Raw genomic sequence first — 13,896 nt, forward strand, 5'->3', positions numbered from 1 at the left:
TGGACCTACTGAACCAGCAGCAATGTGCCGTTCTCAGCCTGGTATTTGCCGAGCCTGTTGAGGAAGCTCATGCCGATCAGGTTGGTGCGCAGTGCCCTGTCGTCGAGCACGATCGCCTGCACACCCTCGACGCTAATGCTGCCGATCTGCAGGCGATCGATCGTCACCACGGCTGCCTTGATGGTGCCGTTGGCGGTGTTGACCTCGTGGCTGAAATCGGAGGGATTGAGCGACAGTCCGATCCTACGTGCCGTCGACGTATTGACCGCGACCAGGGTCGCACCGGTGTCGATCATGCCGTCGACTTGACGGCCGTTGAGCTTGAAGGTCGACGAGAAGTGTCCGCGCCCGTCCGCCGCGACCACGACCTTTCGGCCGGTCGGCAGCGGCGCTACCGGCTTGTCGGGAACGGAAGCCAGGCTGACATCCGGTTGCGTCTCGCCCGCTGGCTTGGCCGTCACCGCCGATTTCAGCAGGTTTTCGAATATTCGCGGATTCGACTGGTAAACGACCGGGATCGATGCCGACGCACCGGCAAAGACGCTGAGAATGAGAAGCTTGCGCAGCATGGATCGGCCTTTGTGAAGAGCTGATCATTAGCGCCGGATGGTGTTTGCCGCTTTAACGCGCGCCGGAACCCCGTCTTTGCGTAAACGCCTGGTAAAAAACACCAAGCACATTGTTCGGTATTACTTCGTCCCGTACATGCGGTCGCCGGCATCGCCAAGGCCGGGCATGATGTAGCCCTTCTCGTTGAGCTGGCGGTCGATGGACGCGGTAAAGACCGGAACATCCGGATGCGCCTTGGTAAAGCGCTCGATGCCTTCTGGCGCCGCCAGCAGGCACAGGAAGCGGATGTTGGTGGCGCCGCGCTCTTTCAACTTGTCGATCGCCGCGATCGCCGAATTGGCTGTCGCCAGCATCGGGTCGACGACGATGACCAGCCGATCGGCGAGGTCGCTCGGCGCCTTGAAGAAATACTCGACGGCCTCCAGCGTTTCGTGATCGCGGTAGAGGCCGACATGGGCGACGCGGGCCGCCGGCACCAAGTCGAGCAAACCTTCGAGCAAGCCGTTGCCGGCGCGCAGCACCGAGGCGAAGACCAGCTTCTTGCCCTCCAGCGTCGGAGCCTCCATCGTCTCCATAGGCGTTTCGATGGTTGTCGTTGTCAGTTCGAGATTGCGGGTGACCTCATAGCCGAGCAGCAGCGATATCTCACGCAGCAACCGCCGGAAGCCGGCCGTCGAGGTCTCCTTCTTGCGCATGATGGTCAGCTTGTGCTGGACAAGCGGATGATCGACGACGGTGACGCCCTTCATGATGTTCTCCTGATGCGTGTCGCCCGAAACCGCGCGCATGGATCCTTTCGGATATGCCGCGCTTCAAGCTGCTTGGGCGAACCCTAGCGACAATGGACCGGCCAAGGAACCGCTTGGCCCGCACCGACCACAGCTTTGTCGGAAGAAATCAGCGTGTCGCGCCGTTCAGCCGGGCGAGAAGCGCTGTCTTGGTCTTCCTGTCGACGAAGGCGGCTTCGATGGCTGTTCTGGTGACAGCGGCAAGCGCCTTTTCGCTCATCGAGAAATGTTCGGCGGCGATATCGTATTCGCGCTTCAGCGAGGTCCAGAAATAGGGCGGGTCGTCGGAGTTGAGTGTCACCTTGCAGCCGGCCGCCTGCAGGGCGGGAAAGGGATGATCGGCGAAACTGTCGAACACCTTGAGCGCGATATTGGAGCCGGGGCAGCATTCCAGCACGACACCCTCGTCGGCGATACGCCGGACAAGGTCGGTGTTTTCGATGGCGCGCACGCCATGGCCGATGCGCGACGGGCGGATATGGTCGAGTGCGGCCTGCACCGTCTCCCATCCGGTCAGCTCGCCGGCATGGATGGTGATGCCGAGGCCGGCTTCGCGNTGCGCGACGGGCGGATATGGTCGAGTGCCGCTTGGACGGTTTCCCAGCCCGTCAGTTCGCCGGCATGGACGGTGATGCCGAGCCCGGCCTCGCGCGCGATCTCGAAAGCCCTGACATAGTCCTCCATCTCGCCAACGCGCTCATCGCCGGCGACGCCGAACCCGGTGACCAGCGGGTGGCCGCAACGCGCCGCGAAGCGTGCCGCACGCTCGATCGACTCGACACCGACATGGCGCACGCCGGTGACGATCATGCGCCCCTCGATGCCGGTTTTTGCCTTGGCGCGCAGCATGCCTTCGCCGAGCGCATCGGTGTAGGCCTTGGGTGACAGCCCGGCTTTCGCCGCGTGGTCCGGCGAGGTGAACACCTCGGAGTAGATGGCGCCATCGCGGGCCAGGCTGGTCAGATAGTGGTCGGCCAGCCGCGCATAATCCTCCTCGGTCCGGAACAGGTCGGCGGAGAAATCATAGGCTGCGAGAAAGGAGGTGAAATCGTGCCAGACGAAGGAACCGTTCTGGATATAAGGCGAGGTGTCCTTGTCGTATTTCTGCGCCTGGCGGATGACGAGATCGGGCGCCGCTGCCCCTTCGATGTGGCAGTGCAGTTCCGCTTTCAGAGGCATTCAATCATCCCGTCGGTCAGTCCAGGTCTTGAAACCCACCACCTGGAAGCGCGGCTGAACACCGCGCCTTAAACAATAGCGCCCGCATCATCGATCGGCTATGGTCCCGCCGGTTTTATGACGGATCAAAAAAATGTCAGTTGAGAGAACCACGGCCGCCGGCGGCATGCAAACCTCCTATGGTTTCAAGCGTGTAGGGGAAGGCGAGAAGCAATCCCTGGTCAACGATGTTTTCCACAAGGTCGCCAACCGCTACGACCTGATGAACGACCTGATGTCTGCCGGCCTGCACCGGCTGTGGAAGGATGCCATGGTCGCCTGGCTCAATCCGCCCAAGCGCGCGGGCTGGCGCGTGCTCGATGTTGCCGGCGGTACCGGCGACATCGCTTTCCGCATCGTCGATGCCAGCCATGGCCATGCCCATGCCACCGTGCTCGACATCAACGGCTCGATGCTCGCCGTCGGCCGCGACAGGGCCGATAAGAAGGGTTTGTCCGCCAACACCGATTTCGTCGAGGCCAACGCCGAGGAACTGCCCTTCCCTGACGCCAGCTTCGACGCCTACACCATCGCCTTCGGCATTCGCAATGTCCCGCATATCGACGTGGCCCTGGGCGAGGCGTTCCGCGTGCTGAAGCCCGGGGGCCGTCTCCTGTGCCTGGAGTTCTCCGAGGTCGAGATGCCGCTGCTCGACAAGGTCTACGAAGCCTGGTCGTTCAATGCCATCCCCAGGATCGGCAAGTTGGTCACCGGGGACGGCGAGCCCTATTCCTATCTGGTGGAATCGATCGCGAAATTCCCCAATCAGCAAAACTTCGCGGCGATGATTTCTCGGGCCGGCTTCGGCCGCGTCTCCTTCCGCAACTATTCCGGCGGCATAGCGGCCCTGCATTCGGGCTGGAAGCTTTGAAGCCGTCGCCGACCTTTCTCACGCGACGAGCCTTGCGCCAGTTCGATGAACCGGTAGGGCGGACGCGGCCATGAGCACCGTCAGCGCGGGGTTCCGGCTCGTACGGGCCGGTTGGGTACTGGTGCGCGAGGGCGTCGTTGCCGCCTTGCCCGGCGAGGAACTGTCCGGCCTGCCGAAATTCGGCTGGCGGCTGGCGCGGCTGTTCACCCGCCGTCGCGCGCTGGCCTATCAGCGCAGCGATCGGCTGGCCAAGGCAGTGGTCCGGCTCGGCCCATCCTACGTCAAGCTTGGTCAGTTCCTGGCCACGCGGCCCGATGTCGTCGGCAACGACATGGCGCTCGATCTCGCCATGCTGCAGGACAAGATGCACACCTTCCCGACGGCCGAAGCGGTCGCCGCCATCGAAGCCTCGCTCGGGCGCAAACTCGGCGAACTTTACAAGCAATTCGGCGACCCGGTCGCCGCGGCTTCCATCGCTCAGGTCCATGCCGCTGAAACCGTCGATGGTGGTGTCGTCAGGAAGGTAGCGGTCAAGGTCATCCGGCCGGGCGTGCGACGCCGCTTCTTTCAGGACCTCGAAAGCTATTTCCTCGCCGCCCGCCTGCAGGAGAAATACATACCGTCGTCGCGTCGGCTGAGGCCGGTCGAGGTGACCGAGACGCTGGCGCAGACCACCAGGATCGAGATGGACCTGCGCCTCGAGGCGGCCGCGCTCTCGGAACTTGGCCAAAGCACCAGGGAAGACCCTGGCTTCCGCGTCCCTTCGGTGGACTGGGAACGCACCGGCCGCGACGTGCTGACCATGGAATGGGTGGACGGCGTCAAGATGAACGACATCGCCGGCCTGCAAAGCGCCGGCCATGACCTTAAGGCAATCGCCACCAACCTCATCCAGTCATTCCTGCGCCATACGCTGCGCGACGGCTTCTTCCACGCCGACATGCATCCGGGCAATCTGTTCGTCGAGGCGAACGGCACCATCGTCGCCGTCGATCTCGGCATTGCCGGGCGCCTCGGCAAGAAGGAGCGCCGCTTCCTCGCCGAGATCCTCTACGGCTTCATTACACGCGACTATCTGCGCGTCGCCGAGGTGCATTTCGAGGCCGGCTATGTCCCGCGCCAGCACAATGTCTCTGCCTTCGCCCAGGCGATCCGTGCCATCGGCGAGCCGATCCACGGCCAGCCCGCCGAAACCATTTCGATGGCCAAGCTTCTGACGCTGCTGTTCGAGGTGACCGAACTCTTCGACATGGCGACACGGCCGGAATTGATCCTGTTGCAGAAGACCATGGTGGTTGTCGAGGGCGTGGCGCGCACGCTGGATCCGGCTTTCAACATGTGGAAGACCGCCGAACCGGTGGTCGGCGGCTGGATAGCCGGGAACCTCGGGCCGCGCGGCTTGCTGGCCGACGCGCGCGACGGCGGCAAGGCGATGCTGGCGCTGATCCGCCAGGCGCCGGAACTCGCGGCCCGTACGGAACGGCTGTCGCGAGAGATCGACCTGATGGCCGAGCACGGCCTGCGCTTCGATGAGGCGACCGCCCGCGCCATAGGTAAGGCCGAAGCGCGCTACAGCCGTTCCGGCCGTGTCGCCTTATGGGTGATCGCGCTGACGCTGGTCTACATTGCCTGGACGCTTCACTAGCCCCGTATTCGCGGCAAGCCAGCTGGTTGCGGCAATTTGATTGCATTGCTATCATCGCTATCAGGCAAGATGAGTAGTGTGCAATCACATGGCCAGCATCACGATCCGTAACCTAGACGATGAGGTCAAGGAGTTGCTGCGCCGCCTGGCGGCGGCAAACGATCGCTCCATGGAAGAACAGGCGCGGGTGATGATCCGGGCCGCTGTCGACGGCCAGGTGGGCCCGATTGGTCGTCTCGACCAGATCGAGAAAGCCCTTCAAGAACTCACCAATTCGCAAGGCACGCCGATCCGGGCGTCAGCCTTGACAGGCAAGAGCTTGCCGCGAGGCACGCTTTCCAACAAGCGCATCCTGCTCATCATCGGCGGCGGCATCGCCGCTTACAAGGCGCTCGACCTCATTCGCCGGCTGCGGGAGCGCGGCGCGGCGGTGCGCGTCGTCATGACATCGGCGGCGCAGGAGTTCGTCACCACGCTGTCGGTCGGTGCGCTCTCCGCCGACCATGCCTTCACCGACCTGTTCGACCGCAATGATGAGCACGATGTCGGCCACATCAGGCTGTCGCGCGAGGCGGACCTCCTGGTGGTGGCGCCCGCCACCGCCGACCTGATGGCCAAGCTCGCCAATGGCCATGCCAGCGATCTGGCCTCGACTGTGCTCATCGCCACCGACAAGCCGGTCCTGATGGCCCCGGCGATGAACCCCAGGATGTGGTCGCATCCAGCCACCCGCCGTAACCGCGCGAGCTTGGGCAAGGACGGCATCACCTTCGTCGGCCCCACCAAGGGTGAGATGGCCGAGAGCAACGAGGCCGGCGAAGGCCGCATGGCCGAACCGCTGGAGATCGTCGCCGCGGTCGAGGCGCTGCTCGATGCCGGCCCCAAGCCACTGGCGGGGCGCAAGATCATCGTCACGTCAGGCCCGACGCACGAGCCGATCGACCCGGTGCGCTATATCGCGAACCGCTCGTCCGGCAAGCAGGGCCACGCCATCGCCGCGGCATTGGCAAGGCTCGGCGCCAATGTGCGCCTCGTCTCCGGTCCCGTCACCATCGCCGATCCGGCCGGAGTGAAGACCCTCCATGTCGAACGGGCGCAGGAGATGCGCGACGCGGTGGAACAGCTTCTGCCCGCCGACGCCGCGGTGTTCGTCGCCGCCGTTGCCGACTGGCGCCCCGAGAATTCAGCCGGTGAGAAGATCAAGAAGGTCGCGGGCGAAGGCCCGCCGGTGCTGCGCATGGTCGAAAACCCCGACATATTGGCGAGTGTCGGCCACCACGAGCAGCGACCAGCTCTGGTCGTCGGCTTTGCCGCCGAGACGCAGGATCTCTTGCGCAACGCCGAGGCCAAGCTCAGGAAGAAAGGGGCCGATCTTATCGTCGCCAACGATGTGTCGCACCAAAGCGGCATCGGTTCTTCAGGCGTGATGGGCAGCGATCGCAACCGGGTGCGGATCGTGTCGAAGGCCGGCGTCGAGGAATGGCCTGAAATGACCAAGGACGAGGTAGCAGCACGGCTTGCCGCGCTCATCGCCGAGCGGTTGAAGACGATCGTCGTCTGACAAGTGTCGGCGGAAGCGTTGGCCGCCAACACCCCTGTCGCTTGCGGTGAGCCAAGCCGTCAGTTGGCCAAAAGCTCCGCCGTGCGGGCAAGCGCACCGCTGAAGCCATTGAGCGGAATGGAAAAGGTTACGACTTGCCCCGTATCGGCCGCGAACGCATCGATCTTGAGTGTGGTGCCGTTCTTGAGCAGCGGCGTGACATTGGCATCGAACGCCACTGGCACTAGGCAGCCGATCACCTGGCAGGTCCTGAACGGCAGGCTGCCGTCGAGCTTCTGATCGTCGACGGTCAGCGCGACACCCTTTGCAAGCGCCAGACCGAAAGGCAGGGCGAGCGTTCCGGTCGCATCCTCGCCGGTCTTGTTCGACAGCTCGATCGCCAAAAGCCGCTGGTTGCTTCGCTTGTTGAACTGCTGATGCGACAGGCTGCAGACCTTGTTCGTGCCCGATATCTGGCAATTGACCGTCCAGTCACCATGGGTTTCGGACAAGGCCGAAGCACCACCCGGCAGTTGCGGCGCGTCAGTTGCGGCGGCGTTGCCGTCACCTTGTCGCCCTTGGTTTGCGCCGCCATGGCCGGCAGGCCTGCGATGCAGGCACCACCCAGCACTGCTGCGAAATACGCGTATTTCCTCATCAAGATCTCACCCGCCCGGCTCCGCCTCCGTTTCCCGAAGGCGCCATTATACCTGACGGACATGCCGACGCCATTGCCGCAATTCAGCTCGAGGCAGGCGCCGACCCGATAGAGCGGCGAATCGATCGCCTCGTCAGTGCAATGCGGGGTTGCCAGCAGATTCTCCGCCGCGGCGAAGCGGCCTTCGATCTCCCCCTCCTTGGTGGAAAAAGTTGAAACCGGCAACCGACCCTTCTTCCTTACCGGAACACGCAGCCAGCGCGGGTACCAGCCCTTGCGCGGCTCGGTTGGCGTGAGGCTGATCGGCATTCGCCATGGCATCGCCGGGCAAACGTCCTATATATCTGGTGTGATAAGATTTTCTTGCAGGAATGGATGGATGTATACGCGTCGTTCATCGATGATTTTCGCATTGGTGGTGCTGGCTGGAGCGGTTTCCGCCGGCTTTGCGACGCCCGCTTCCGCGCAGGTGCTCAATCCCGCGGTCAGAAACAACACACTCATCCAGCAGAACGATCTGCAAGCCTTGCAAAACCGGGTTCAGCGGCAGCAGTTTCAGCAGCAGCAACAGCAGTATCGTGCCCAGGATCGCATCATCGTCCAGCAACCGCCGCCGGTCGTGCCGCAGGTCAGGCCGAGCTGCCAGACGCAAATAATCGGCAACACCGCCGTGAGCACCTGCCGCTGACGGACGGGCAGCTTCTTTTATTTAGCCGACTTACATGATAGGGCACTTCGGATGTCCCTGCGGTAGTTTGGATTTTCCAAAGGCGTCGCGGCACGCTAAGGGGCATTGCAGCGACTGGATTATTGAGATGGCAGCCACCAAGAAAAAGGCCGTACGCCAAGCCAAGCGGGGCGAAGGGATCCGCCAGGTGGCGGCGATACCCTTCCGGCTAAACGCGCATGGCGGCATCGAGGTGATGCTGGTTACATCGAGAACCACGAGACGCTTCATCGTGCCCAAGGGATGGCCGATGAAAGGCAAGAGCGGGCGCAAGGCAGCCACCATCGAGGCGCTGGAGGAAGCCGGCGTGCTCGGCAAGACGCTGAAGCAGCCGGCGGGCACCTATTCCTATTGGAAACGCTTGGCCAACCGCTTTGTCCGCGTCGACGTCGTCGTGTTTCTGCTGGAAGTGACGGAAGAGCTTGCCGATTGGCAGGAAGCCAAGCGGCGGCAGCGGGCCTGGCTGGCGCCGGCCGACGCCGCGATGCTCATCGACGAGCCCGATCTCTCGACGCTGGTGAACACCTTGAAGCTTCCCGGGCCCACGCCGCTCGAGCAGGCATAAGCCTCAATTGTCCGCGCCCTCATCTCCGGGAAGCGGCCGTGCCGGCGGACCGCTATAGGCCCACAGCCATTCGCGCGGCAGCGGCCCCTTGTTGCGCTCGGACTGCTGAGATTGCTCCCAGGCATGCGCCAGGATGCCGACGGAACGCGACAGCACGAAGAGCCCGCGCGTCAGCGGCGGCGGAAAGCCGAGCTCGCCATAGATGACGGCGGTGGCGCCATCGATGTTGAGCGGGATTTTTTTGCCCTTGCGCCGCGCTACGTCGGCCTCGACGGCCTCGGCGATGTCGGCAAAGCGGCCGTTGACCACGCCACGCGCGGCAAAATCTCTGACCAGTTCCAGCAGGCGCGGCGCGCGCGGGTCGACAGGATGGAAGCGATGGCCAAGCCCCGGCACATAGCCCTTCTCCTGCCCGAAGAACCGGTCGAGACGTGTCGAAACCGCTTCGTTTAGGGCCATGCCGCCATCGAGCGCCACGGCAATATCGCCATAGAAGGAAAGCGCCTGCTCGCCGGCGCCGCCATGCACGTCGCCCAGCACGTTGATGGCCGAGGCCATGGCGCTGTTGATGCCGACGCCGCAGGTGGCCGCCATGCGGGCGATGGCGATCGACGGCGCCTGTGGCCCGTGGTCGACGGCCGCCCCCAAGGCAATGCCGAGCAGTGCCGCCTCGTCCTCGCTGGGCAATTCGCCACGCAGCATCAGCCAGATGACAGCCGGGAAGCTGACGCGGCCGATCAGGTCCTGGATCTCGTAGCCGCGCAGCCGGATCACACCGGGGCTCATCTCGATGATGCCGGTCTGCCACCATTCCTCGCCGCGCGCGCGGCCTGTTTGCTTCTCCACGCCGCTCATGTCAGGGCCTTTGCCTTGGCGTGCGGCGGCAGACCGGCGAACACCTCGTCCATGTGCTCGCCCAGCACTGGCGGCGGCCGCGTCGGCAACGGTGCCGTGCCGTCTATCATGAAACCGCCGCGCAGGACGGTCAGCGGCCCTTCCATTCCAGCTACATTCTCGAAACGAGCCGTCACCTGGCGTTCGAGCACCTGTGGTTCGGTCAGCACTTGTGGGATCGTCAGTACCCGGCCCGCCGGCACGCCGGCTCGGTTGAGCGTCTCTTCCCAAATTGCCGCCGGATCGCTTGCCAGAGCATCCTCGATCTCGACCTTGAGCGCGGCGCGGTTCTGCTTGCGGGTTTCGCGCTCGGCAAAGCGCGGGTCCGACGCCAGTTCCGGCCGTCCGATCAGACGGCACAGTGCCACGAACTGCTCCTGCTTATTGGCGGCGATGTTGATGAGCCCGTCGCCGGTGCGGAAGGCGCCGGAGGGAGCCGCCGTCATGTTCTCATTGCCCATCGGCTTGGGATCGACCCCTGCCGTCAGATAGTTGGAAACAGGCCAGCCAAGTGCGGAAAGCGTGCATTCGAGCATCGACACGTCGAGGAACGCCCCCTCGCCCGATGTCTTCAGCCTGACCAGTGCCGCGGCGATGGAGAACGCGCCGACCAAGCCTCCCAGCGTGTCGGCGACGGGATAGCCGACGCGCAGCGGCGCGGTTTCCGGCGTGCCGGTGATGCTCATGATCCCGGAAAGACCCTGGATGATCTGGTCATAGGCCGGGTTGTCGCGCATTGGCCCGCTCTGCCCGAAACCCGATATCGCGCAATAGACGAGGCCCGGGCGGACCGCCCTCAGCATCTCGTGGCCAAGCCCGAGGCGTTTCATCACGCCGGGACGAAAATTCTCGACCAGCGCATCGGCGCTGGCGACCAGGTCGAGGAAGCGCTCGCGATCCGTCTCGTTCTTGAGGTCGAGCATGACCGATCGTTTGCCGGCGTTCTGGGCCAGGAACGATGCGCCCATACCCGCGCTGTTGAGCTTTGGCGAGCCGCCGAGCTGGCGCGCCAGGTCGCCGCCTTGCGGCCCTTCGACCTTGATCACGTCAGCTCCCAGCAAGGCCAGCTGATAGGCACAGTAAGGCCCGGCGAGAACATTGGTCAGGTCGAGGACGCGGATACCGGAAAGCAGGTCTGTCATATCTTTTCAAATCGCTCAGGCATCGCCCGGCACATGTTCGGGACCACGCCGCCGCCGGTGCTCGATTAAGGCCCAGACATGCGGCCCGACGAGGCCGATGAAGGCGAGCGTCAGCAGGGTCAGCGACAGCGGATGCTTGTAGAACACCGACCAGTCGCCGTTGGAGATAGTCATCGCCCGTCGGAACTGGGTTTCGGCGAGCGGTCCCAGGATCATGCCGATGATGACGGGCGCGGTCGGGAAATCGAATCGCCGCATCAGGAAGCCCGCGGCGCCCAGGAGATAGAGGATGACGAGATCGATCGGCGACTGCGAGATGCCGTAGGTGCCGACAGTGGCGAACACCAGGATCCCGGCATAAAGTTGCGGCGCCGGGATCTTCAGCAGCCGCACCCACAGGCCGATCAGCGGCAGGTTGAGGATGACCAGGATGACATTGGCGATGAACAGGCTGGCGATCAGCCCCCAGACGAGATCGGCCTGTGTCGTCAACAGCAGCGGTCCAGGGTTGATGCCGTAGCTCTGGAAGGCCGACAGCATGATCGCCGCCGTCGCCGAGGTCGGTAGCCCTAGCGTCAACATCGGCACCAGCACGCCGGCCGCGGACGCGTTGTTGGCGGCTTCGGGGCCTGCAACGCCTTCGATGGCGCCGACCGTACCGAACTCCTGCTTGTGCTTCGACAGTTTCTTTTCGATGGCATAGGACAGGAAGGTCGGGATCTCGGCGCCGCCGGCCGGCATGGCGCCGATCGGAAAGCCGATCGCCGCTCCCCGCAGCCAGGCCTTCCATGAGCGGCCCCATTCGGCCGCCGTCATGTAGAGCGAGCCTTTCAGCGGCACGATCTCGTCCTTGCCGGCATAGCGGCGCGAGGCCATGTAGAGCGTCTCGCCAACCGCGAACAGACCGACGGCGGCGATGATGACGTCGACGCCGTCGAGCAATTCCGTCATGCCGAAGGTGAAGCGCGGCTGGCCCGTCTGCAGATCCACGCCGATCATCCCGATTACAAAGCCGGCAAACAGGCTGGTCAGGCCTCGCACCGCCGACGACCCAAGCACCGCCGAAACCGTGATGAAGGCGAGCACCATCAGCGAAAAATACTCCGCCGGGCCAAAAGCCAGCGCGAACTTGACCACGACCGGGGCCAGGAAGGCGACGCCGAGCGTGCCAAGGGTGCCGGCGACGAACGAGCCGATCGCGGAGGTGGCGAGCGCGGCGCCGCCGCGGCCGGAGCGGGCCATCTTGTTGCCTTCCAGCGCCGTCACGATGGTTGCGCTCTCGCCTGGCGTGTTGAGCAGGATCGACGTCGTCGAGCCGCCATACATGGCGCCGTAATAGATACCGGCGAACAGGATGAAGGACGCCTCCGGCGCCACCTGATAGGTGATCGGCAACAGCAGCGCGATGGTCAGTGCCGGCCCAAGTCCAGGCAGCACGCCGATGGCGGTGCCAAGCGTCGTGCCGAGCAGGCACCACAAAAGATTGGTCGGGCTGAAAGCGACCGCGAAACCATGTGCGAGATGGCTGAGCGTATCCATGGTCTCAGCCTCCCAGCGTGCTTGTGAACGCGTCGATCACCATGTTGAGCTGGTTCTCGACAAAACCGGCGCCGATGTTGACGCCGAGCGCCTTGGCAAAGCCGAAATAAGCAGCCAGCGCCAGCACAAGGCCGGTGAGCACATCCCGCAGCGTATGCCTGCTGCCGAAACCGTAACAGACCAGAACGAACATGATGACCGATGCGGCCGTGAAGCCGAGCGGCTGGATGAGCACAAGATTGGCCAGCAGACCGATGACGACGAAGCCCATCGCCTTCCAGTCGGTCGGCGTTTCCTTTTCCTCCTCCGGCTGCCAGCCGCCGCGAAGCGCGGCGAGGATGAGCGCCAGGGAAAGCACAACCAGTCCGACCATGGTGAGATAGGGAAAGACGGTCGGACCAACCTTGGAATAGAGCGGCGAGATCGGGATCGCCAGCGTCTGCCAGGCCACGGCCCCGGCGCAGGCCAGGAGGCCGACGCCGATCAGCAATTCCGGCATGGCAAGCCGCGAGGGCGCCGCCTGCTGGTTGATGGTGCTCATGAATGTCCTCCCCGCTATGGATGGCCGAGACCGCGGCCAACCTTCGCCGTGCCCTCTAGTACCGATCGCCTCCCTGCGGCCGGCTGCAATTGAAGAATGTGGGACGGCTCGCGCCGTCCCTTGGGGAAAATCAGGCGAGACCGAGATCTTTGAGGATGGCCTCGATGCGAGCCGAATCCTCGGTGACGAATTTCGCGTAATCGTCGCCGGTGAGCAGGATGGACGTCCAGTTGCGGTTCTTGCATTCGGTCGCCCATGCATCGCTCTTGGCCATGGTTTCGACGAGCGTGATCATCGCCGCCTTGTCGGCGTCGGAAATGCCGGGCGGCGCGAAGACGCCGCGCCAGTTGAACAGTTCTACATCGATGCCGGCTTCCTTCAGCGTCGGCGCGTCGATGCCGTCCTGGCGCTTGTCGGCCGAAATGGCGAGCAGCCTGAGCGCGCCCGCCTTGACTTGCTCGGAGAACTCGCCGAAGCCGGAAATGCCGGCCGCCACCTGGTTGCCGAGCAATGCCGACAGAGCTTCGCCGCCCCCCGCGAACGGTACATAGGAGAGGCTGGGAGCCGGAACGCCAACCGTCTTGGCGATCAGGCCGAACAGGATGTGGTCGGAGCCACCGGCCGAGCCGCCCGCGACAGGAACCTTCGTCGGGTCGGCCTTGAGCGCCGCGACGAAATCGGCGGCCGTCTTGAACGGCGAGTCCGCCGGCACCACCAAGGCCTCGAACTCACCGGTGAGACGAGCGATGGGCGTGACTTGGGTCAGGTTGTTGGCTGCCTTGTTGGCGATGATAGCCCCCACCATGACCATGCCCGCGACCATGAGCGAATTGCCTTTGCCGCTCCACTGATTGATGAACTGCGGCAGCCCTACCGTGCCGCCGGCGCCACCGACATTGGTGATCTGGGAGCCGGAGATGAGCTTCTCGCCGCGCAGCACCTGATCCATCGTGCGCGCCGTCTGGTCCCAGCCGCCGCCGGGCGCTGCCGGCACGAAGATTTGGACTTGAGGTGCACCTTCGGCGAAGGCGGGTGAGAAATGCGATGCCACCAGCCCGGCCGCGCCAGCCGCCACCGTGCTCATCAAAAATCTGCGTCTGTTCAGCATGGGATTCCTCCAGATCACGACACCTCCTCCGGTGCCTGCCAAAACGCGCCTGTTCACAGACCCGTGATCAAGTTCAAGCAGATTTTACCT

13 protein-coding genes and 1 pseudogene are annotated in these 13,896 nt (G+C 64.0%); 5 read left to right on the top strand and 9 right to left on the bottom strand.

The window, feature by feature from the left end; all coding sequences use genetic code 11:
* Window positions 1–5: 5 nt before the first annotated feature.
* The 3 genes and pseudogenes from X742_RS163890 to add form a co-directional block, all read right to left on the bottom strand.
* On the bottom strand, window positions 6–569 hold the full coding sequence (locus tag X742_RS163890) for a TIGR02281 family clan AA aspartic protease (protein WP_023770586.1): 564 nt from the start codon (window positions 567–569) through the stop codon (window positions 6–8).
* 120 nt (window positions 570–689) lie between these two features.
* On the bottom strand, window positions 690–1,319 hold the full coding sequence (gene upp, locus X742_RS163885) for a uracil phosphoribosyltransferase (RefSeq protein ID WP_015315749.1): 630 nt from the start codon (window positions 1,317–1,319) through the stop codon (window positions 690–692).
* Window positions 1,320–1,467: 148 nt separating this feature from the next.
* Window positions 1,468–2,537, bottom strand: a pseudogene (gene add, locus X742_RS01000000169685) (adenosine deaminase).
* 133 nt (window positions 2,538–2,670) lie between these two features.
* Here add and ubiE point away from each other — a divergent pair.
* The 3 genes from ubiE (at window position 2,671) to coaBC (ending at window position 6,653) form a co-directional block, all read left to right on the top strand.
* A complete protein-coding gene (gene ubiE, locus X742_RS163880; protein ID WP_023770587.1) occupies window positions 2,671–3,447 on the top strand; it encodes a bifunctional demethylmenaquinone methyltransferase/2-methoxy-6-polyprenyl-1,4-benzoquinol methylase UbiE in 777 nt (258 codons plus the stop codon).
* A gap of 70 nt (window positions 3,448–3,517) precedes the next feature.
* Window positions 3,518–5,092, top strand: coding sequence for a 2-polyprenylphenol 6-hydroxylase (gene ubiB, locus X742_RS163875; protein ID WP_023770588.1), 1,575 nt, complete (start codon window positions 3,518–3,520; stop codon window positions 5,090–5,092).
* An 88-nt stretch (window positions 5,093–5,180) separates the two neighbouring features.
* Complete coding sequence (coaBC, locus tag X742_RS163870) at window positions 5,181–6,653, top strand: bifunctional phosphopantothenoylcysteine decarboxylase/phosphopantothenate--cysteine ligase CoaBC (protein ID WP_023770589.1); 1,473 nt, start codon at window positions 5,181–5,183, stop codon at window positions 6,651–6,653.
* A gap of 59 nt (window positions 6,654–6,712) precedes the next feature.
* Here coaBC and X742_RS01000000169690 read toward each other — a convergent pair whose 3' ends face one another.
* On the bottom strand, window positions 6,713–7,144 hold the full coding sequence (locus X742_RS01000000169690; protein ID WP_245275490.1) for an invasion associated locus B family protein: 432 nt from the start codon (window positions 7,142–7,144) through the stop codon (window positions 6,713–6,715).
* A gap of 525 nt (window positions 7,145–7,669) precedes the next feature.
* Between X742_RS01000000169690 and X742_RS163865 the strand changes: the two genes are divergently transcribed.
* Together X742_RS163865 and X742_RS163860 are read left to right on the top strand one after the other, a co-directional pair.
* Window positions 7,670–7,978, top strand: coding sequence for a hypothetical protein (locus X742_RS163865; RefSeq protein WP_023770591.1), 309 nt, complete (start codon window positions 7,670–7,672; stop codon window positions 7,976–7,978).
* Between the two features lie 127 nt (window positions 7,979–8,105).
* Window positions 8,106–8,582, top strand: a complete 477-nt coding sequence (locus X742_RS163860) for an NUDIX hydrolase (protein WP_023770592.1) — start codon at window positions 8,106–8,108, stop codon at window positions 8,580–8,582.
* A 3-nt stretch (window positions 8,583–8,585) separates the two neighbouring features.
* Here the strand turns inward: X742_RS163860 and X742_RS163855 are convergent, their stop codons facing one another.
* From X742_RS163855 to X742_RS163835, 5 genes are all read right to left on the bottom strand, one after another.
* Window positions 8,586–9,437, bottom strand: coding sequence for a citryl-CoA lyase (locus X742_RS163855; RefSeq protein WP_023770593.1), 852 nt, complete (start codon window positions 9,435–9,437; stop codon window positions 8,586–8,588).
* Entirely contained in the window at window positions 9,434–10,618 is a 1,185-nt protein-coding gene (locus tag X742_RS163850) for a CoA transferase (protein WP_023770594.1), read from the bottom strand. Before X742_RS163850 ends, X742_RS163855 begins: the two co-directional genes overlap by 4 nt.
* 15 nt (window positions 10,619–10,633) lie before the next feature.
* Window positions 10,634–12,157, bottom strand: a complete 1,524-nt coding sequence (locus tag X742_RS163845) for a tripartite tricarboxylate transporter permease (RefSeq protein ID WP_023770595.1) — start codon at window positions 12,155–12,157, stop codon at window positions 10,634–10,636.
* Window positions 12,158–12,161: 4 nt separating this feature from the next.
* Entirely contained in the window at window positions 12,162–12,698 is a 537-nt protein-coding gene (locus X742_RS163840; protein WP_023770596.1) for a tripartite tricarboxylate transporter TctB family protein, read from the bottom strand.
* Between the two features lie 130 nt (window positions 12,699–12,828).
* Window positions 12,829–13,806: a tripartite tricarboxylate transporter substrate-binding protein gene (locus X742_RS163835; RefSeq protein ID WP_023770597.1), complete on the bottom strand. Its 978-nt coding sequence runs from the start codon at window positions 13,804–13,806 to the stop codon at window positions 12,829–12,831.
* Between the last annotated feature and the right edge of the window lie 90 nt (window positions 13,807–13,896).

Origin of the sequence: Mesorhizobium sp. LNHC229A00 (assembly GCF_000502415.1) — a bacterium.
Classification (GTDB): Bacteria; Pseudomonadota; Alphaproteobacteria; order Rhizobiales; family Rhizobiaceae; genus Mesorhizobium.

Bases quoted from the DNA above. Each gene is read 5' to 3' on its own strand.
- X742_RS163890 (WP_023770586.1), bottom strand. From the start codon at position 569: ATGCTGCGCAAGCTTCTCATTCTCAGCGTCTTTGCCGGTGCGTCGGCA.
- X742_RS163860 (WP_023770592.1), top strand. From the start codon at position 8,106: ATGGCAGCCACCAAGAAAAAGGCCGTACGCCAAGCCAAGCGGGGCGAA.
- upp (WP_015315749.1), bottom strand. From the start codon at position 1,319: ATGAAGGGCGTCACCGTCGTCGATCATCCGCTTGTCCAGCACAAGCTG.
- X742_RS163850 (WP_023770594.1), bottom strand. From the start codon at position 10,618: ATGACAGACCTGCTTTCCGGTATCCGCGTCCTCGACCTGACCAATGTT.
- X742_RS163855 (WP_023770593.1), bottom strand. From the start codon at position 9,437: ATGAGCGGCGTGGAGAAGCAAACAGGCCGCGCGCGCGGCGAGGAATGG.
- X742_RS163835 (WP_023770597.1), bottom strand. From the start codon at position 13,806: ATGCTGAACAGACGCAGATTTTTGATGAGCACGGTGGCGGCTGGCGCG.
- ubiB (WP_023770588.1), top strand. From the start codon at position 3,518: ATGAGCACCGTCAGCGCGGGGTTCCGGCTCGTACGGGCCGGTTGGGTA.
- X742_RS163865 (WP_023770591.1), top strand. From the start codon at position 7,670: ATGTATACGCGTCGTTCATCGATGATTTTCGCATTGGTGGTGCTGGCT.
- X742_RS163840 (WP_023770596.1), bottom strand. From the start codon at position 12,698: ATGAGCACCATCAACCAGCAGGCGGCGCCCTCGCGGCTTGCCATGCCG.
- coaBC (WP_023770589.1), top strand. From the start codon at position 5,181: ATGGCCAGCATCACGATCCGTAACCTAGACGATGAGGTCAAGGAGTTG.
- ubiE (WP_023770587.1), top strand. From the start codon at position 2,671: ATGTCAGTTGAGAGAACCACGGCCGCCGGCGGCATGCAAACCTCCTAT.
- X742_RS163845 (WP_023770595.1), bottom strand. From the start codon at position 12,157: ATGGATACGCTCAGCCATCTCGCACATGGTTTCGCGGTCGCTTTCAGC.